This is a genomic window from Pseudoalteromonas sp. MM1, assembly GCF_030296835.1.
Taxonomy (GTDB): Bacteria; Pseudomonadota; Gammaproteobacteria; order Enterobacterales; family Alteromonadaceae; genus Pseudoalteromonas.
Genome location: NZ_AP027923.1, coordinates 671,654 through 689,671, shown reverse-complemented (window position 1 = coordinate 689,671; position 18,018 = coordinate 671,654). Strand labels below are relative to the sequence as shown.

Sequence of the window (18,018 nt, the reverse complement as noted above, 5' to 3'; positions counted from 1 at the left end):
AGCCAAACAGCAAGTTACTTGCTATTAGGCAACTCAATACTTTTTATTTATATAACAAATACAGCGCATATTAGCGCTTGGAGAAATAATCATGACTAAGCAATTTTTAGGTAAAAAATTACTCGTTATTGGCGGTACTAGCGGAATGGGTTTTAACACGGCTCGATTAATTTTAGAGCAAGGCGGCCAAGCTGTCATTGTTGGCCACCGTAAAGAAAAAGCCCAAGCAGCAAAAGAGCAGCTATCAGCTTTAGGCACTGTTGAGGTGTTAACTGCTGATTTAACCAGCGATGAAGGCGTGCAAAACTTAATTAATACACTTTCACAAGACCACACAGACGTCGATTTACTGGTAAATGCTGCCGGTGTGTTTTTCCCTAAACCATTTTTAGAGCACGAAGCGGCTGATTACGATCAGTACATGCAAATTAACCGTGCCTTGTTTTTTATTACACAAAAAGTAGCCGCTAATTTAGTGGCAGCAAAACGCGCAGGCGCCATTGTTAATGTGGGTTCTATGTGGGGTAAGCAAGCTATTGCCGCTACACCATCGTCGGCGTATTCAATGGCTAAAGCAGGTTTACATGCACTAACTCAACATTTAGCAATGGAATTAGCCGCGCACAATATTCGCGTTAATGCAGTATCGCCAGCGGTTGTACAAACGCCAATTTACGAAGGTTTTATCCCTAAAGCCGAAGTAAACGATGCCCTACAAGGCTTTAACAGCTTTCACCCAATTGGCCGTGTAGGTACAAGCGAAGATGTCGCCAACACCATTGCGTTTTTACTAAGCGACAAAGCCGCTTGGGTCACAGGTGCAGTATGGGATGTTGACGGCGGCGTAATGGCAGGTCGTAACTAATATCAATGATGCACGCACAATTACAAAGCGCTTAATGAGCGTAAACTTATAGAGCAATAACATACATTATTGCTCTTGTTTTATTTAGGTTGGATAAATGCGAGTCAATTCAGATTTTTCACAACACGCTTTAATGCTGCCAAGTCAATATAGTTGGCAAACATCGCCTCAGGCGGGTGTTGAGCGGGTAATGCTCGACAGAATAGGCGCTGAAAAAGCCAGAGCAACAAGCGTAGTACGCTACGCGCCTGAGTCTACTTTTCCAAGCCATGCTCACCCAGGTGGAGAAGAAATAATGGTACTTTCGGGCACTTTTTCAGATGAGTCGGGCGACTACCCACAAGGCTTTTATTTACGAAATCCGCCAGGGTCTTCACATGCACCTAAAAGTAAAAGTGGTGCAACCATTTTTGTAAAACTGTGGCAAATGTGCGTAACAGAAACCACCTCTGTGCGCATAAATACACACGATCCGGCTACGTGGATAACACAAAATAACCGCACAATATGCCCGCTTTATCAAGATGATAACGAAGTAACTAAACTGGTTAAGTTAACCCCGCAACAGCCCCTATTTGATAACCTAAAAGCACATAATGCCTTAGAGCTATTTGTACTGGGCGGCAGCGTAATACACAACGAGGTAGAATATTCAAAAGGAAGCTGGCTAAGGCTGCCAAGCACGAGTAAAGCGTTAATATCAGCGGGAAATAACAGCGCTAAAATTTACCTAAAAGTAGGAGACTTTAACAATATAGGCAAAAACATAGGCTGTGGAGGCTAAATAATGCGTACAAAAATTGCGATTATAGGCGGTGGGCTAAGCGGCGTGTATGCTGCTTATCAGTTAGAGCAACGCGGCATTACCGATTACATATTGCTTGAAGCCAGAGACCAATTAGGTGGCCGTATTATGAACTTTACTCATCATTCGCAAGCGACAACAAATAACTTTGATCTGGGCCCAACGTGGTTTTGGCCAGAGTTTCAGCCGCAATTAAATGCCATTATTAAAACCCTAAACCTAAAAGCATTTGCCCAGTACGAGCAAGGCAATACCTTAGTAGAGCGCTCACATACACAACCGCCCACAGCCATGCCCGGTTATACGCATGCTCCTACGTCTATGCGGCTAAAGGGTGGCATGGGCACACTTATTAATGCCTTACATGCAAAGCTTAGCAACAAACACATAGTGACCGGCGCTTTGGTAAAAACAATTACCAACCAAAACGGTAATATTAAAGTTAACTTTAACACCTCAAACACAGCAAATAACCAAGTAAATAATCAGGTAAATGTGGAGCATGTAATGCTTGCGCTGCCGCCACGCTTAGCCGTAAGCCAAATAACATTTACCCCCGCATTGCCAAGCGATTTAGTAACGCAGTGGCAAAATACCGCAACCTGGATGGCCCCCCACGCCAAGTATATTGCTGTGTACGATACGCCATTTTGGCGTAAGCAAACGCTCTCAGGCAGCGCCCGCAGCAGTGTTGGGCCAATGGCAGAAATACACGATGCATCAAATCCACAAGGCCAAGCCGCATTATTTGGCTTTATTGGCATACCCGCTGATGATAGAAAACGCATTAGTAATGAAGATTTAATCACCCATTGTAGAGCGCAGTTAGTTAGGCTTTTTGGCGCACAAGCCGCTACACCTAAAGCCGATATTATTAAAGACTGGGCACAAGACCCACTCACTGCAGCACATTTAGATACACATGCTGCGAATACACATGCACCAGCACCTTACATAACCGCGCAAAATGGCCCGTGGTATCAAAATTTAGTCGGTATTGGCAGCGAATGGTCGGTGCAATTTCCAGGCTATGTAGCTGGTGCGGTTGATGCAGCACATATAGGCGTTGAGCAGTATTTAAAAAGTGTTAAGCGTGATGTGTAGAGGCTGAGGTTTAAGCTTAGCGTTTTAATGGATAGCTCATAACGGCAGCTGATGGGCGGTTATGAAAAAGCTCGTTCAAACACATTTTTGGATAAAAACGTTTTAGGTCATCGGCTGTATTGGTGGATTTCTATGGGCTAACGCCCTAATCAGCGACGCCGCTTTTTGGCGTCGGATGAATTTGATTGTTAGCCACGCTAGCCTCGACTTTTACTTTTACACCCGACATGTAATCTTGATTGAACCAAAGTAACTTATCTAATGGAAAGTCCCTAAAAGTTAATTCTATATCTGACGTCCAGACCACTGTTAAATTTTCAGGCTTGCCGTCCAACCCAAAAAATCCGTTATATTCTTTGCCTGATTCCACATCTACAATGTTTACTCCGGTTTGCCAGTTAGTTGTAGCTCCGCAATCTGAATAACCAAGCTTGGCAATTTTATTACCATTTGGTGAAGAAAACTCTGCAACTTCGGTATATGAGCATAATGATGGGCCTTCAACTCCTAGAATATCCATTCCATACCCTATAGCCTTAAATCCAAACCATATAAAAAATAGAATAGCACCAAGATTCCAGACTGATTTTTTAACCTTTTCTACAACACTCATGCAGATCCTTATGTATGGCTAGCGCCGTGCTTAAAACTTAAACCCTGTTGCTTTAATCGGAATGCTACCGATACCGCTCGTACTTATATGATTTTTCAAGTCTGAGTATACCTCAGCAGCAAAATTATAAAACTCTTGATGAAACTCATCGTCATCGGAACAGTTAGATGACTGAGCGAAGCACTTAGCCGCAGAAAACAACTTTGATATGGCAATTACCATTATCATTTGCTTTAGACCCACAGAACTTTCTCTAGTATCTGGCAGAGGGATAACAGCAAACTGGCCTTGTTTGTTCGTAGCGTGACTTGTTTCGTCTTTTATTTGTTGCAGAGTAGGATGTTTCATTTTGCACAAAAGTTTATAGTTGTGATAACAAAGCTTCCAAGCTTGTTCAAAGTCTTTGTCACTTGGGGGATTGTTTTTTATTTCACCAAATAAATCTCTTTGTGCAGCCATCTTGGATAGCCTTTGAGGTTTCCATGGAACATCACCATTTTCATCGGCAAGAATTTCTTCGGCTAAATCATCTCTGCCGCTAATACAATTTACTACAAGAGCATTTTCATAAAGAGAAGACGCGACACACGCAGCTTGATAAGGGTAACCCCAATTAATAAGCAACCAAACCCCTCTGAAATCACTCATTACTCTTTTTAGAAAAGTGGCAGCCAATTTAAGAGATTTACTACCAGTTTCTTTACCTTTTAAAAATGGTGCTTTAATTGCTAGATTCATACATTTTTCGGCAAGTTCATCCCAAGGCTTTAAAGCGTGGTGATTTTTATCAATTGCATGAACTTCTAGCTGAGCAAGGTAGTTCCAATAATGATCTGGCCAATTGTCAGGTGTAATATCCATTTTCATTTTTTGAAGGTTCCTCAAACTACCCTAGGCCACATAACGCTTTGCGTCCTTTGGTTAAAGCGTTTGTTATAACTTTGCTTGCACCATATCCCGCAACTGAGTGATTACACCAACCAAACTGTCATTGGGATTAGATGAATCAAAATTTTCTGGGCATATCCAATCGAGAAACATAGCAGCATTAGTATTACCGCCTATCATGCTAATAATGTGATCCTGTACTTCGTTAGGGGTTAAGCATTTCTTTGTTGTATTTGAGTTAACATGAGCAACATAGTCATTTCGAAGACTCACTAAAGATTTATTGCTAGAAATTTTTCCACTAAATTGTGTTCGAAGCTTATTTAACTCTTTAGATGTTTCGTTGAATTCTTTTGAATACTTTCGATTTAATTCTACATACTTCATACAATTTAAAACTATTGAATTAAAACATAACCTCCAAATACACTGTCGACTAGTTCTCAATTCTGGCTTATGCATGTATGGTTTGGACTCATATTCTCGAAGTAAGCTCACTGAAATAGTTAGGTCGCCAATTAAGCCAACTAAAACTTCTACTAATTCATGATTTCGATTTCGCATCCATTCTCCAACAAGAAGTTATAACAATTTTATACTGCGCTCGTCGCATCTTTCTGCCAATGTCACGCGCATGTATTAATAAATCTATTTTTAACAAATAACGTAATGTATTGCTAACTATAATTTTTTTATTGATGCTAAAGAGATTCAGAAAAAAGAAAGTGCGCTCGTCGCTCATTTTCTTGAATATGGAAGCACAACAACATAGAGTGGTTATAATAATTGGCAAGGTATTTTACTGTGTCGGATGGCGCTTCGCTTATCAGGCCCACACTGGTACATACCTAACAGCTCAAGTTAATACTCCCCCCAAAATTATTAATTCACTTTACCGCCCTACATTTAACGGCAAAGTCATTTACATATTTGAGCGTGTTGATTCTATAAACCCTTTTACATAATCAAGCTGTAAGTCGTCATCGCGTACGCCTACATTAACGCTTTTTTGCAGCCCTTTATTACCTATGCTGATACCTTTTATACCTAAACGGCTTTCGTGCGACGACACTAGCCACTCGGGTAATGCTGCTACACCCCGATTGGCAGATACTAATTGCAACATCATCTCAGTGCTTTCTATGGGTACTCTGCGTTTGGGTTGCACGTTAGCGGGGTCTAAAAATCGGGTATATACATCTAAGCGGTTGTAGCCTACGGGTACGGTGTAAAGTATTTGGTCTTCGAGATCTTGTGCTGTAACAAACGCTTTGTTGTATAACGGGTTTTGCTCGCTCACTACAATACATAAATTGTAGTTAAACACCGACCTAAAGTTTAAGCCCTCTGTATTTACGGGGTCGGGGGTTATTAGCACATCAATTTCGTTGGCTTTTAGTGCTGCTATGCCATCAAATCTAAAGGCACTTTTTATTTCTACGTCTACCTCTGGCCATGCTTTTAAAAATTGCTGAATTTTACCCATTAGCCATTGCTCACACGGGTGGCACTCCATGCCTATGCGCATTATTCCTCGCCGGCCTTGGGCAAATTCTTGCAATACGCGCTCGGCATATTCAAACTCGGCGACCATTTTGTCTGCAAGCGAAAGTAAATAAAGCCCCGCCTGAGAATACACCAGTGTATTGCCTTTACGGTGCCACAGTTTTACGCCAAATCGACGCTCTAATTTAGCAATAGTATGGCTCACAGCCGACTGGCTTAAGTTTAAACTCTCGGCCGCGGCGGTCACGCTTTTAAGGCGGTTAACCTCTTTAATAATGTGTAGATGATTACGTTCAAGCATTATGATTTATATTCATTCCAAAACAAGTTTTTACCATTAGTGTTCATAATGGTGTTTTGGTAATATTATCACATTACATAACCAAGTCTACGCGCTTTGCTATTTATGCTAGGTATATTCAACAGCAAAGCGCCTACCAATTTACGTATCGTCGGGAGACACAACACATGATCAACGACTCTATCTATACTTTTATATTAATAGGTATAGGGGGCACACTAGTGTTAGATATTTACGCGGGGCTACTCGCTAAGTTTTTTGATTTACCCGCCACAAATTGGCGATTAGTTGGGCGCTGGGTAGGCCATATGAAGTCGGGGCAATTTTATCAGCCTGCACTACCTAAGGCCGAAAAAATACCAGGTGAGCTTGCCATTGGTTGGGTTGTACATTACCTAATTGGCATAGCGTACGGGTTAATATTAATGGTGTGTGTAAACACGCAGTGGCTTGATTTGCCAACCATACTACCTACATTACTTGTTTCGTGGTTTGGCATAGTTGCCCCCTTTTTTATTATGATGCCAGGCATGGGGGCGGGTATGGCCGGTGCAAAAACACCTAACCCCACAGTTACGCGCATAAAAAGCTTTGTAGGGCACACCATATTTGGCTTAGGCATGTTTTTAACCGCACTGGTTTTAGCATAATTTTAAGTAGGAAAGCAGTACATGAACATTTTAAATTTAAGCACCTATTCTGCGCATATAAAAATAGTGGGCTTAATCGCTATTATTATTTCAATAGCTGCGTGGAGCACAGACTTATTAGGCATAGTGTATGCCTGCCCCTATTGTAGAGTGCAGCGCTCAGTAATTGGCCTATTAGGTTTATTATTAATAACGCCTGCGGTTACACACTGGATAGGCAAATATTTTGCTTTAGTGATTGGCTTTTTTGGCGCAACAGTGGCCGCTAATCAGCACTTTATGGGCTGGAAAAAAATATCAGCAGGCACCTTCGAATTTAAAGATAACCTGTTAGTTGACCCCTTTATTTTATCGGCCTTTGCACTAACAGGTATTATTGGGCTCACTTATTTAGCAGTAACAGCCACTAAGTTACCTGCTAAAACGGTTTAACATTCACCAAAGGCACATACACACTCATTGCGCTGTTTGTAGGATTATAGACCTACTACGGCGCTGCGCCTTTCCATTAAAGCTACATTGCGCCATACGCCATGCAGCTGTCCTAATTTTTCTCGGTTTCCAACTTGCCTAAAACCATTACGAGTATGTAGAGCAATGCTGCTTATGTTTTCAGGGAATATACTGGCTTGTAGCATCCATATACCGCTTTTTTCTGATTCATTAATGAGTGCACAAAGCAATGCGTGCCCCAAACCTTTACCATGGGCTTGGTTTGCAACATATACACTTACCTCGGCAACACCCGAGTAAACCTCACGGCTAGAAACCGCAGATAATCCGGCCCAGCCAAGCACCTTTTCATTCTCAACTGCAACAAGACGACAACAGTTGAGCATAGAACTATTCCACTGTTGCCAACTTTTCGCTTCAGTTTGAAAGGTCGCGTTGCCGGTATCAATACCTTGCTGATAAATATTTTGAACGGCTAAAAAATCGTTCTTTGAAAATGCTCTTATGATCACAGTATTTCCTTACAACTATTATTATTCCTTAAAATTAGCGGCCGACTTATCAATGAGTTAACGGCTAATTTTAATAACGGCTAACATGTCGTCTTCATCGAGGCCAACTTCCTCAAACCCAAAGCTTGTATAAATGTTTTTAGCTATTGGGTTTTGCGGGTTGTAACAAATTTCGATTTGTTCAAGCTTAGAAGTCGTTTTAATCTCTTCAATTGCCATGAATAGTGCTTTGCGTCCAATGCCTTTATTTTGATAATACCAACTCCATTAAGTATGTGTTCTAAATTTTACGCCGAAAAAACAATTCAGTTCTAGGCGTAAATTGATGTAAATGGTTGTTCCCTTTACGAAATTTAAAACAAAGAAATGGGTTGTTTTAGCAAGTAAAATAGAGCAGCTATTTATTGGAGTTGGTATAAGCTTGATCAACCATAAAGCGCCAAATAGAAACCTTTGTAGGGGTTTCTTGTACCCACATAAAAAAGCCTACTGGCAGAGCATTTAGGTAAATCGCTTTACAGGTATACCCACTATTGTAGTGCGCCTCTACTAACGACCACATATTACACGCTACAGATTCTTCTTGTGTTTTAGCAACCTCTAAATCGCATACGGCTTCGTAGTTACCGGCGGTGATGTCTTCCAATGAGAGCTTCATGCTTATCCTTAAAAATATAACTAACTTAAACTTACCAGTATCTGTACCTATAAACAATAAATGGCTTTACCAGCCCAATAGAGCCTTAATTATTACCTTTTTAGGATAAAAGCAATATGTTATATTATAACAATTACTGTATTTAGCTCTATTTTAAATAAGGGTTAGCTTATGAAAACGTTTACAAAAGGGCTGAGTGTTGCCCTGCTAGTAGGGTTGGGCTTTAGCGCTCATGCGCAAAAGCATGTGCATGGGGAAGGTGAGCTACTTATTGCTCAAGAGGGTAGCGTGCTGCAAATGCAGTTTATTATTCCTGCTGCTGATGCGCTAGGTTTTGAGCACCAAGCTGCAAACTCAGCAGATAAAAATGCGATTGATGTACTTGCCCAACAGTTAAAAATTAGCAGCCATGCTATTGATATAAAAGGGCAGTGTATTTTACAAAGCACCGAAAACTCACTGGCTCACAGTCATGATGAACATGCAGAGCTTCATAGCCACGATCATCATAATGTTGAAGCTAATTACAATTTTAACTGCAAAACACCCGTAAGGGGCTTTTCGGTCACGTTGTTTAAGTTAATGCCTTCACTTAATGCGCTTAACGTACAGTGGATTAGTAACACAGGGCAAGGCTCAGCAGAGGTGACGCGCAATAATCCTATTATTAGTTGGCAAAGCTAATATTTGGCAGCCAACTCACACCCATTAAACATAAATTGCTGACTAAATAAGAGCCGTAAGCATGAAAAGCCAACTAATAAAAAATGCCCAAATGGTTAACGAAGGTAAAACGCAACGTGTTGATGTACGCATTACCAACCAATTTATTGAATGCATTGCTGCTAATATCACCCCGAGCATAAACGATGATGTAATTGATGCAAAAGGCGCGTACTTACTCCCAGGTATGATTGACGACCAAGTGCATTTTAGAGAGCCAGGGCTTACTCATAAAGGCTCTATATTAACTGAATCACGTGCTGCAGTGGCCGGCGGAATAACCAGTTATATGGAAATGCCTAATGTTACCCCTTCAACCACAAACAAAGCGGCGCTTGAAGAAAAATACGCCATAGCCGAGCAGCACTCTTATGCCAATTACTCTTTTTACCTTGGCGCAACCGAGCACAATTTAGATGATATTAAAGCGCTCGACCCTAAAAAAGTCTGTGGCGTAAAAGTGTTTATGGGCGCATCTACCGGTAATTTATTAGTAGAGAACCCAAAAGCGCTTGAGGGAATTTTTCGTGAATGCCCTGTGCTTATAGTTACCCACTGCGAAGATGGTAAAACCATTAGCAAAAACAATCAGCGCTATGATCAACAAGGCATTATACCTAACATTACCGACCACCCTAAAATACGCGACGCAGAGGCTTGTTATGCTTCATCGTCGTATGCGGTGTCGCTTGCTAAAAAATACAATGCGCAATTGCATGTATTACACATATCCACCGAAAAAGAGCTGAGTTTATTTACTAAAGGCGATATAGCCAATAAAAGCATTACCGCAGAAGCCTGTGTACACCATTTATACTTTAGCGAGCAAGATTACGAAGCGTTGGGCAACTTAATAAAATGTAACCCTGCCATAAAAGCTAACACCGACCGCGATGCGCTTATAAACGCGGTTAAAAATAATCAAATAGATATTATTGCCACCGATCACGCCCCGCATACGTGGCAAGAAAAACAAACCGATTATGTTAATGCACCAGCAGGCTTACCCTTAGTAGAGCACGCACTTTTAAGCTTACTTGAGCATGTAAAACACAACCGTTTAAGCATAGAGCAGGTGGTAGAAAAAACCGCACATAACCCCGCGCTGCGTTTTAAAGTAGATAAACGCGGCTTTATAAAAGAGGGTTACTACGCCGATTTAGTGCTGATAAGTACACAGCAAACCACAAAGGTGAGCCACGACGCTTGCCGCTACCTATGTGGCTGGACACCTTTTGACGGGGTTGAATTTTCTTCAAAAATAGTGAGCACTTGGGTTAATGGCGAGCGCCTTTACGATGGCAAAACAGTCACTAAACCTAGTAAACCTGCTATGCCTCTTGTATTTAATCGTTAACCGGAATAGTTAAATTTATGAATGCTAAAAGCCATTTGCCCGATATTACTTCGCAGCCTAATTCTCTTAATGCACGCCCATTACAATGGGTGGGTATGGAAGAGGTTTCGCTGCCGTTACATATTTTAAATAACAAAGGTGAGCAACTACATACTCACGCCAAAGCAGGCATATTTGTTAGCCTTGATAAAGAAAATGCAAAAGGCATACATATGTCGCGCTTGTATTTATTGCTTAATGAACAACTGGCTAATAAGCCACTCAATGGCCAAGTTTTAACAACGCTAGTTGAAAACATGCTGAGCTCTCAGCAAGGCTTAAGCTTAAGTGCCAAAGTAGATTTAGCTTTTGAGCTGGTAATAAATAAGCCCGCGCTTTTATCTAATCAATCTGGATTTCAGGCGTATCCGGTGGCTATTAGCAAAACCATTAAAAATGGCGTTATTAATACCGAGCTTAGCCTAACAATTCCTTATTCTAGCACGTGCCCCTGTTCTGCCGCGCTTTCTAGGCAAGCGTTGAGTGACGCCGTAGCAGAGCACTTTTCAGAGCACCAGCTTGATAAAAATGCCTTGTTAGAGTGGCTTACATCGCAGCAAGGCAGTGTAGCTACCCCGCACAGCCAACGCTCGTATGCATATATAAACATGAGTTTACTAGGTGAGCAACTTCCTGATTTACCCACTCTTATTACGCAAATGGAACAAGCCATAGGCACACCAGTACAAACCGCAGTAAAACGAGAAGACGAGCAAGCCTTTGCTAAATTAAACGCCAAAAACCTACTGTTTTGTGAAGACGCTGCCCGCAGGTTAAAGCACGCCCTTGAGCAAAATACAGATATTTGCGACTACCACTTTAAAGTAGAGCACCAAGAAAGCTTACATGCGCACAATGCCGTAGTGTACGACCAAAAATTTGTATAGTCAGAGCGTTAAATAGTAAGGAGTAAACATGTTAAGAAAAAACCCAAACGGCCACATGCCAAGCGTAGCGCAAAGTGCATTTATAGACCCAACCGCCATTATTTGCGGTAAAGTAATTATTGAAGACAACGTATTTATTGGCCCCTATGCAGTAATTAGAGCCGACGAAGTAGACGACACCGGCGACATGCAGCCTATTGTTATTAAAAAAAATTCAAACATACAAGATGGGGTGGTTATTCATTCTAAATCGGGGGCGGCGGTATCTATTGGCGAGCGTACATCTATAGCACACCGCTCAATTATACATGGCCCATGTAGTGTAGGTGACGATGTATTTATTGGCTTTAACTCGGTAGTATTTAGATCAGCAATTGGCAATGGCTGTGTAGTAAGGCACAACTGTGTAATTGATGGGTTGAACTTACCAAACGATTTTCATGTGCCGCCAATGACCAATATAGAGCCCGGCTTTGATTTAAACAGCATAAGTAAAGTACCGCCAGAGTACTCAAGCTTTTCTGAATCGGTGGTTTCGGCCAATCACGATTTAGTAAAAGGCTATAAAAAACTGGCAAACGAACTCTAACAACAAAGGACTAAATACATGAAAGTGCTTAATGCATTAACAATTACTTTTATTGGCGCACTTAGTATTGGCTGTACCTCAAGCGTAACACCTACAAATAGTGCCACAGCAGAGCCTAGCGCACTAATAGCAAACACAGCGCAGCCATTAAAAGTAGTAACGTGGAACGTTGAGCACTTAGCTTACCCCATTAATACAGGCTGTAAACCCAGAACGCTTAGCGATATTGAAGCCATGAAAGCCTATGCAAATTCGTTAAATGCCGACATTTTTGCCCTGCAAGAGGTAGCGTCTAAAGAGGCATTAAAGCAAATATTCCCTCAAAGTGAGTGGCAACTTATTGTGTCGAATAGGGCTGCAAGCCCCGCTTACACGTGTCGTAAAACTGGGGCTTTATCAACTCAGCAAAAAGTGGCTTTTGCAGTTAAAAAAAGCATTCCTGTATTAAAAAGTACGCCCTTTGAGCCGCTAGGTTTAACAAAAACAGGGCTACGTTATGGTTTACAATTAACAGTAAACTCGCCGCAAGGTCCCACCGATATACTTAACGTACACATGAAAAGCGGCTGCTTTGTAGACGACTACCTTAAAAGTGACTCGCCAGCATGTAAAACCTATGCCCAGCAAGCACCGGTGTTAGATAGCTGGATAGCAAAGCGCGAAGCAGCAAACACACCATACATCGTACTGGGTGATTTTAACCATCGTATTTCTGCTCCCTATAACCGATTAACCCGCACTTTAATAAGTAATGAGCGCTCAACAAGCATAACCACTAAAAATTTACCCGGTTGCCAAGCACGCTATCCTGCGCCTATCGATCATATAATTGTGGGTAAAATGGACGCTACAAACATTGCAAACTCTGCTCAAGTACACCTTTTTAAAAATATGCAAAAAGAGGCCATGCTAAGCGACCATTGCGCGGTGTCGGTTTCAATTTCAGATAACGCAAATGCGCTATCGGCATCAGTTTTGTGGCAAACAACCAGTAAAGAGTATCAGGCATTAACCACTTACATGTATCAACAAGCTCAAACTGCTGTTGCGCAACTACCGCGCTCTGCAACTAACTGGGTAGCAGTGATGGATGTAGATGAAACCGTACTTGATAACTCTGCCTATCAAAAACAAACCGAGCTTAGCGGTAAAGGTTATACTCCAGATACCTGGCAAGCCTGGGTAAAAAGCGAAAACGCAACGCTAGTACCTGGTGCTAAATCGTTTATAGAAGCGCTTTACAAGCAAGGCGGTAAAGTCGCCTTAATTACCAACCGCGATAAAGCAAACGATGAACACACATGGAATAACCTTAAAGCCGTTGGCTTGCCTATAACGGTAGAAAACACCTGCTTAATGGGCCGCTCTGAGGCTGATAAAACCGCTGTAGATGGCAAGCACTTTATTAACGATAAAGACCTTCGCCGCCAACAAATAACAAAAGGTACAGCCGATTGTTTTACACCTAAAGGCACACAAAATAACTGGCAACAACCGTACGTTATAAAATTTCAGATAGGGGACAATATAGAAGACTTTAGTGGCATCACGCAAGAGTCGGCCAATATAGAAGCGCTACAACCAAAGCTTGGTAAGTCTTTATTTTTACTACCAAACCCTATGTATGGCTCGTGGTAGGCACTATTTAACCAGAGCTCACGTTATTTAAAAAGGAAAAAAACATGACAGATAAACCTTCAACGCCAACCAGCTCGGGCTGCACTAACACAAGCTGCTGCCCACCACCGCAAAGCCCTATTACACGAGGCACACCTAAAGTAGGACGAAACGATCCGTGTGTATGTGGTAACGGCCGTAAATATAAAAAGTGTTGTGGTAAAAACGCATAAATTGCAGCAAAGCTGCTTTTAATTTAGGTATAAAAAATAGGGCTAACGTAACGTAAGCCCTATTTTAATTTTTAAATAGCTATATTTAAATCATAGTTCCTTAGGTTAAAAGCAAATTAAATACAATCACTTATTAAGTAGCTGCGTAGCTATATCCTCTTTCTCTTTGGCTACTCTTCCTATATGTTCTTTTAAAAATAGTGAAGATTCTTGAAGCTTATTTTCAGCTATAAGATCTAATAAAACTAAATGCTCTTCACACTCTTTTTTAGGGATTGCCCTTTCGCTATACACGTTATATTCAATTAGTCGCCTTAGCCTATTCACTTTTTTTAAGGCATTTAACAGAAATACATTATTTGCCATCCCAACAATAGTTTCGTGAAATAAAACACCAGCATTAAACATTTCTGCTGCAGATACCTTTTTTTCTTTATTATTGAGTATCTCTCTTTGAGACATACGCAACATAACTATTTGATCATGATTAACTTCAAATGTCGGCTCTAATAACGCAGCTGACTCTATCAACACCCTAAAACGATAACTTTGCGCATATGAAACAGGTGAAGAAATAAAAGAATTAAATTTCCAGCCATAACCGACCCTTCTCGATATCCAATGATCTTTTTCCATAGCCATTAAGGCAGCTTGTACAGACTTTCTGTTTTGTTGGTATTTATTAATTAATTGATTTTCTACAAAGGTGGTATCAATCTGACCTTTTAAATAATCTTGCCCTATTTGATAGCAAAGTGAGTTAAGACCACTGTCATCACTTAATTTCTTGTAATCAAAACTCTGAGGCACTTTATTTGGACGAACCTTAAGAAAGTAGCCTTGATTTGGCTTTTTAGTAAGTATGCCTTGTTGCTCTAATACATTAAACGCTGCCCTTATTGGTGTACGCGATACCTTAAGCTTATCAGAGAAAAATAGCTCTTTAATGTGTGTATTAGCTTCAAAACCTTCAGAGATTATCTCTTCATATATTTTATCCGCGAGTAATTCAGCAGACGTTTTATTTGAAGTCTTTTCCATAAATATTTGCCTAAAACGATTATTTTTTGCCATATAGAAACAGCCGCCATTGTAGTAAGTATAATACCAGCAATTATATTTATTGTACTTTATTTTGAATAAAACAATTTTAAATTGGTTTACCCCCTCAATTCCACTTGAATTTAAAGAAACTAAAAAACAATGAGTTAACTTTTATTTAAAGTTATCTAATTTAATAAGTTGACATTCTATTTTTCATACAATAGATTGTACTTTGTCGAAACAAAGTACAATTAATTTGTAACACTTACGTTTACCAATATAAAAGATTAGAAATATGACAACGATTGTTTTAGTTCATGCAGTAAAGGCCGCTATGGGGCCAATAGATGACGCATTTAAAGTTATATGGCCAGAGGCTAAATTGATTAATTTACTTGATGAGTCACTTGGTATTTTACGAAGCAAAAACGAAGAGTTATCGCAAGAGTTAGTTCAGCGTGTAATCGAACACAGCCGTTATGCTGTTGAATTAGGCGCTGATGGTGTGTTGTATACATGTTCAGCATTTGGTGAGGCAATTGATAAAGCAAATGAGATATTTCCTATACCAATTTTAAAGCCTAATGAAGGTATGTTTCGAAAAGCATTACAAATGAGTAGTCAAATAGGTATGGTTGCCTCTTTTATGCCTGCCGTTTCAGGAATGGAAAATGAGTTTTATGCACTAGCTAAGGAAGTTAATCCAGATGCTCGCTTAACTAGCATTTGCGCAAGCGGTGCTAAAGCAGCTCTTAATGAAGGTGATACTGCTAAGCATAATGATCTGATGGCTGAAACAGCGCAGCAACTGATTAATGAAGAAGTATTAATGCTTGCCCATTTTTCTTCATCGTTAGCACTAGAGTCTGTATGCAAAATAAATGACAAGCCCATTTTAACAAGCCCAAATAGTGCTGTTGAGTTATTAAAAATATTAGTTAACGCTAAAAGTAAATAAATTTAAAAATAGAGATGAGGTAAAAATGAAAATATTAGTAATGCCAGGTGATGGTATTGGTCCAGAAATTACAGATGGTGCGCTTAAAGTTCTTGAAGCTGCAAATCAAAAATTCTCGTTATCTTTATCTTACGAGTTTGAAGATGTTGGTTTTAAAAGCCTAGAAAAACACGGCACTACGCTAAGAGAAGAAACGTTAGAAAAGGCCAAAACCTTTGATGGTATCATTTTAGGTACACAGTCTCATGCTGACTACCCTAAACCGGAGCTTGGTGGTCGTAACGTTTCTGCTGGTTTTAGAATTGGCTTAGATCTATACGCAAACGTTAGACCCGCAAGATCGCGCCCTTACATCCAAACAAATATGAGTGAAGGTAAGAGTATGGATTTAGTCATCATGCGTGAAGCTACTGAAGGTTTCTACCCAGATAGAAACATGACACAGGGCTGGGGTGAAGTAAAACCATCTCCAGATATGGCGCTATCTACACGTAAGATCACGCGCCATTGTAGTGAGCGCATTGCACGTAAAGCTTTTGAATTAGCAATGAAGCGTAATAAAAAAGTAACGGCGATTCACAAAGCAAACAGTTTTCATATGACTGATGGCTTATTCATGGAAGCAGTAAATGATGTAGCAAAAGACTTTCCAGATGTTGTCTTAGACGATCTATTAGTCGATGCATCTACTGCTCATTTGGTTCGCAACCCTGAGCGCTTTGATGTGTTAGTGGCAACCAATTTCTATGGCGACATTATTAGTGATTTAGCGAGTGAGCTTTCAGGCAGTTTAGGTTTAGCGGGCTCAATTATGGCAAGTGATGAGCACTGCTGCGCCCAAGCCCAGCATGGCTCGGCTCCAGATATTGAAGGCCAAGATAAAGCTAACCCTGTATCTATGATCCTATCTGTTGCAATGATGATTGATTGGATGGGTGAGAAACACCAAAAACCAGAGCTTATTAAAGCAGCACAAGCAATGGTTGATGCCGTTGATGAAACATTAAAAAATCCTGAAAAGCGTACTGCAGACTTAGGCGGTAACACTGGATGTAAAGCGTTTAGTGCAGCAGTAGCTGAAATGCTGATTGCGAACTAAATTGAAAAAAGAATAAAGATTACAAATAACGCTGCTAAGGCAGCGTTCCAAAACATGAGTTATGTATTTACACACACAATTAAAAGCATAACTCACTATAACAAATATTAAAAAAGGAAAACGTATGTCTATATTCAAAAAAATAACGGCAATATCAATACTGACAACAGTGTTTTTCGCACCGGCGAGCTTTGCTGACAACGATTATCCAACTAAAAGAATGAATTACACCATCGCATTTGGTCCAGGAGGGGGGAATGACCTTATGTCTAGAACGGTGGTAGATATTCTTAAAAAATATGACATTTATGAGCCAACTATTCGTGTTGATAACTTAGCTGGCGGCAGTGGAGCTGTAGGTTTTAATTTTGTTGCTAAAAAGAAAGGCAGCGAATACAACATGACCTCTACAAGCGGTAACTTTTTAGGCACGCCATTAATCTCAAATACCGGCTGGACATACCGTGACTTTACGCCAATTGGCTTATTAGCCCAAGATGCAATGTTTATTGTTGTACGTGCAGACTCTAAATTTAAAACAGCTAAAGACTTTGTTGAACATGCTAAAAATAACCGAGTAACAATTGGCGGTACAGGTGCTGCCGGACCTGAACGTGTTACAGCCTCTTTATTTTCACAAGTAGCTGGTTTTAATTTCGACTACGTCCCGTCTCAATCGGGTGGTGGCATGGTTACATCATTAACTTCTAATAGTGTGGACGCTATTGTGGCCAACCCGTCAGAGGTATCCGGACAAATAGCAGCAGGTAAGTTTCGTGCGTTGGCCTATTCAGAAGCTCAGCGCAGCACTGTATATAAAGATGTGCCAACTTTTAAAGAGCAAGGCTACGATTTTGCCTTTTCATTACCTCGAGGCATTGTAATGCCAGCAGGAATTAGTAAAGAAGTTCAACAATGGTGGATTGCAGCACTAAAAAAAGTTATAGCAACTAAAGAATGGAAATCTTATTTAAAAACTAACAGCTTATCTGGTAACACCATGTGGGGTGAAGAGTTTTCCGCTAATTTAGCCCATACAAGTGCTGATTTTGAACGAGTTCTTAAAGAAATTGGCGCTGTTAAGTAAAGCTAAACAGAAATAAATGATAGTGGTGAT

At 40.5% G+C, this 18,018-nt stretch carries 20 protein-coding genes and 2 pseudogenes; 14 read left to right on the top strand and 8 right to left on the bottom strand.

What is annotated here, in order from left to right:
• Window positions 1-91 precede the first annotated feature (91 nt).
• The 3 genes from QUE46_RS19740 (at window position 92) to QUE46_RS19730 (ending at window position 2,774) form a co-directional block, all read left to right on the top strand.
• Entirely contained in the window at window positions 92-865 is a 774-nt protein-coding gene (locus QUE46_RS19740) for an SDR family NAD(P)-dependent oxidoreductase (RefSeq protein ID WP_286248406.1), read from the top strand.
• 97 nt (window positions 866-962) lie between these two features.
• Window positions 963-1,649, top strand: a complete 687-nt coding sequence (locus QUE46_RS19735; RefSeq protein ID WP_286248404.1) for a cupin domain-containing protein — start codon at window positions 963-965, stop codon at window positions 1,647-1,649.
• Between the two features lie 3 nt (window positions 1,650-1,652).
• On the top strand, window positions 1,653-2,774 hold the full coding sequence (locus tag QUE46_RS19730) for an FAD-dependent oxidoreductase (protein WP_286248403.1): 1,122 nt from the start codon (window positions 1,653-1,655) through the stop codon (window positions 2,772-2,774).
• A gap of 145 nt (window positions 2,775-2,919) precedes the next feature.
• Here QUE46_RS19730 and QUE46_RS19725 read toward each other — a convergent pair whose 3' ends face one another.
• The 4 genes from QUE46_RS19725 to QUE46_RS19710 all read right to left on the bottom strand — a co-directional run bounded on the left by QUE46_RS19725 (window position 2,920) and on the right by QUE46_RS19710 (window position 6,082).
• Complete coding sequence (locus QUE46_RS19725; RefSeq protein WP_286248400.1) at window positions 2,920-3,387, bottom strand: hypothetical protein; 468 nt, start codon at window positions 3,385-3,387, stop codon at window positions 2,920-2,922.
• Window positions 3,388-3,417: 30 nt separating this feature from the next.
• Window positions 3,418-4,254 carry a hypothetical protein gene (locus QUE46_RS19720; protein ID WP_286248398.1) on the bottom strand — a complete coding sequence of 279 codons (837 nt, stop codon included), beginning with the start codon at window positions 4,252-4,254 and terminating at the stop codon, window positions 3,418-3,420.
• Between the two features lie 66 nt (window positions 4,255-4,320).
• On the bottom strand, window positions 4,321-4,662 hold the full coding sequence (locus tag QUE46_RS19715) for a hypothetical protein (protein WP_286248396.1): 342 nt from the start codon (window positions 4,660-4,662) through the stop codon (window positions 4,321-4,323).
• Window positions 4,663-5,197: 535 nt separating this feature from the next.
• On the bottom strand, window positions 5,198-6,082 hold the full coding sequence (locus QUE46_RS19710; RefSeq protein WP_286248394.1) for a LysR family transcriptional regulator: 885 nt from the start codon (window positions 6,080-6,082) through the stop codon (window positions 5,198-5,200).
• A gap of 221 nt (window positions 6,083-6,303) precedes the next feature.
• Between QUE46_RS19710 and QUE46_RS19705 the strand changes: the two genes are divergently transcribed.
• Window positions 6,304-6,732: a DUF2938 family protein gene (locus QUE46_RS19705; protein WP_200910433.1), complete on the top strand. Its 429-nt coding sequence runs from the start codon at window positions 6,304-6,306 to the stop codon at window positions 6,730-6,732.
• Window positions 6,733-6,753: 21 nt separating this feature from the next.
• A complete protein-coding gene (locus QUE46_RS19700; RefSeq protein WP_286248388.1) occupies window positions 6,754-7,164 on the top strand; it encodes a hypothetical protein in 411 nt (136 codons plus the stop codon).
• Between the two features lie 44 nt (window positions 7,165-7,208).
• Here the strand turns inward: QUE46_RS19700 and QUE46_RS19695 are convergent, their stop codons facing one another.
• The 3 genes and pseudogenes from QUE46_RS19695 to QUE46_RS19685 all read right to left on the bottom strand — a co-directional run.
• On the bottom strand, window positions 7,209-7,697 hold the full coding sequence (locus tag QUE46_RS19695; RefSeq protein WP_286248386.1) for a GNAT family N-acetyltransferase: 489 nt from the start codon (window positions 7,695-7,697) through the stop codon (window positions 7,209-7,211).
• Between the two features lie 57 nt (window positions 7,698-7,754).
• Window positions 7,755-7,952: pseudogene (locus QUE46_RS19690) on the bottom strand (GNAT family N-acetyltransferase); the annotation flags it as partial.
• 163 nt (window positions 7,953-8,115) lie between these two features.
• Window positions 8,116-8,355 (bottom strand): annotated as a pseudogene (locus tag QUE46_RS19685) (GNAT family N-acetyltransferase); the annotation flags it as partial.
• Between the two features lie 171 nt (window positions 8,356-8,526).
• Here QUE46_RS19685 and QUE46_RS19680 point away from each other — a divergent pair.
• The 6 genes from QUE46_RS19680 (at window position 8,527) to QUE46_RS19655 (ending at window position 13,800) form a co-directional block, all read left to right on the top strand.
• On the top strand, window positions 8,527-9,039 hold the full coding sequence (locus tag QUE46_RS19680; RefSeq protein ID WP_286248384.1) for a DUF2796 domain-containing protein: 513 nt from the start codon (window positions 8,527-8,529) through the stop codon (window positions 9,037-9,039).
• Between the two features lie 61 nt (window positions 9,040-9,100).
• Window positions 9,101-10,435 (top strand): dihydroorotase, encoded by a 1,335-nt coding sequence (locus QUE46_RS19675; protein ID WP_286248383.1) that lies wholly within the window; start codon window positions 9,101-9,103, stop codon window positions 10,433-10,435.
• A gap of 17 nt (window positions 10,436-10,452) precedes the next feature.
• Window positions 10,453-11,361: a GTP cyclohydrolase FolE2 gene (gene folE2 / locus QUE46_RS19670; protein WP_286248382.1), complete on the top strand. Its 909-nt coding sequence runs from the start codon at window positions 10,453-10,455 to the stop codon at window positions 11,359-11,361.
• 28 nt (window positions 11,362-11,389) lie between these two features.
• Window positions 11,390-11,950, top strand: a complete 561-nt coding sequence (locus tag QUE46_RS19665; RefSeq protein ID WP_286248380.1) for a hypothetical protein — start codon at window positions 11,390-11,392, stop codon at window positions 11,948-11,950.
• A gap of 18 nt (window positions 11,951-11,968) precedes the next feature.
• Window positions 11,969-13,588 carry an HAD family acid phosphatase gene (locus QUE46_RS19660; protein WP_286248378.1) on the top strand — a complete coding sequence of 540 codons (1,620 nt, stop codon included), beginning with the start codon at window positions 11,969-11,971 and terminating at the stop codon, window positions 13,586-13,588.
• Window positions 13,589-13,632: 44 nt separating this feature from the next.
• Window positions 13,633-13,800 (top strand): SEC-C metal-binding domain-containing protein, encoded by a 168-nt coding sequence (locus QUE46_RS19655; protein ID WP_055013558.1) that lies wholly within the window; start codon window positions 13,633-13,635, stop codon window positions 13,798-13,800.
• Window positions 13,801-13,926: 126 nt separating this feature from the next.
• On the opposite strand, the gene QUE46_RS19650 is transcribed toward QUE46_RS19655, so the two are convergent.
• Window positions 13,927-14,874, bottom strand: a complete 948-nt coding sequence (locus QUE46_RS19650) for a GntR family transcriptional regulator (protein ID WP_286248373.1) — start codon at window positions 14,872-14,874, stop codon at window positions 13,927-13,929.
• A gap of 265 nt (window positions 14,875-15,139) precedes the next feature.
• Here QUE46_RS19650 and QUE46_RS19645 point away from each other — a divergent pair, with 265 nt between their 5' ends.
• The 3 genes from QUE46_RS19645 to QUE46_RS19635 all read left to right on the top strand — a co-directional run bounded on the left by QUE46_RS19645 (window position 15,140) and on the right by QUE46_RS19635 (window position 17,988).
• Window positions 15,140-15,802 carry an aspartate/glutamate racemase family protein gene (locus tag QUE46_RS19645; RefSeq protein ID WP_286248371.1) on the top strand — a complete coding sequence of 221 codons (663 nt, stop codon included), beginning with the start codon at window positions 15,140-15,142 and terminating at the stop codon, window positions 15,800-15,802.
• 25 nt (window positions 15,803-15,827) lie between these two features.
• On the top strand, window positions 15,828-16,901 hold the full coding sequence (locus QUE46_RS19640; protein ID WP_286248369.1) for an isocitrate/isopropylmalate dehydrogenase family protein: 1,074 nt from the start codon (window positions 15,828-15,830) through the stop codon (window positions 16,899-16,901).
• A 124-nt stretch (window positions 16,902-17,025) separates the two neighbouring features.
• Complete coding sequence (locus QUE46_RS19635; protein WP_286248367.1) at window positions 17,026-17,988, top strand: tripartite tricarboxylate transporter substrate binding protein; 963 nt, start codon at window positions 17,026-17,028, stop codon at window positions 17,986-17,988.
• The last annotated feature ends 30 nt before the right edge of the window (window positions 17,989-18,018 follow it).

Coding starts and splice junctions, on each gene's coding strand:
- QUE46_RS19650 (WP_286248373.1), bottom strand. CDS start 14,874: ATGGCAAAAAATAATCGTTTTAGGCAAATATTTATGGAAAAGACTTCA.
- QUE46_RS19715 (WP_286248396.1), bottom strand. CDS start 4,662: ATGAAGTATGTAGAATTAAATCGAAAGTATTCAAAAGAATTCAACGAA.
- QUE46_RS19665 (WP_286248380.1), top strand. CDS start 11,390: ATGTTAAGAAAAAACCCAAACGGCCACATGCCAAGCGTAGCGCAAAGT.
- QUE46_RS19735 (WP_286248404.1), top strand. CDS start 963: ATGCGAGTCAATTCAGATTTTTCACAACACGCTTTAATGCTGCCAAGT.
- QUE46_RS19700 (WP_286248388.1), top strand. CDS start 6,754: ATGAACATTTTAAATTTAAGCACCTATTCTGCGCATATAAAAATAGTG.
- QUE46_RS19645 (WP_286248371.1), top strand. CDS start 15,140: ATGACAACGATTGTTTTAGTTCATGCAGTAAAGGCCGCTATGGGGCCA.
- QUE46_RS19740 (WP_286248406.1), top strand. CDS start 92: ATGACTAAGCAATTTTTAGGTAAAAAATTACTCGTTATTGGCGGTACT.
- QUE46_RS19635 (WP_286248367.1), top strand. CDS start 17,026: ATGTCTATATTCAAAAAAATAACGGCAATATCAATACTGACAACAGTG.
- QUE46_RS19640 (WP_286248369.1), top strand. CDS start 15,828: ATGAAAATATTAGTAATGCCAGGTGATGGTATTGGTCCAGAAATTACA.
- QUE46_RS19660 (WP_286248378.1), top strand. CDS start 11,969: ATGAAAGTGCTTAATGCATTAACAATTACTTTTATTGGCGCACTTAGT.
- QUE46_RS19710 (WP_286248394.1), bottom strand. CDS start 6,082: ATGCTTGAACGTAATCATCTACACATTATTAAAGAGGTTAACCGCCTT.
- QUE46_RS19675 (WP_286248383.1), top strand. CDS start 9,101: ATGAAAAGCCAACTAATAAAAAATGCCCAAATGGTTAACGAAGGTAAA.
- QUE46_RS19655 (WP_055013558.1), top strand. CDS start 13,633: ATGACAGATAAACCTTCAACGCCAACCAGCTCGGGCTGCACTAACACA.
- folE2 (WP_286248382.1), top strand. CDS start 10,453: ATGAATGCTAAAAGCCATTTGCCCGATATTACTTCGCAGCCTAATTCT.
- QUE46_RS19720 (WP_286248398.1), bottom strand. CDS start 4,254: ATGAAAATGGATATTACACCTGACAATTGGCCAGATCATTATTGGAAC.
- QUE46_RS19725 (WP_286248400.1), bottom strand. CDS start 3,387: ATGAGTGTTGTAGAAAAGGTTAAAAAATCAGTCTGGAATCTTGGTGCT.
- QUE46_RS19730 (WP_286248403.1), top strand. CDS start 1,653: ATGCGTACAAAAATTGCGATTATAGGCGGTGGGCTAAGCGGCGTGTAT.
- QUE46_RS19680 (WP_286248384.1), top strand. CDS start 8,527: ATGAAAACGTTTACAAAAGGGCTGAGTGTTGCCCTGCTAGTAGGGTTG.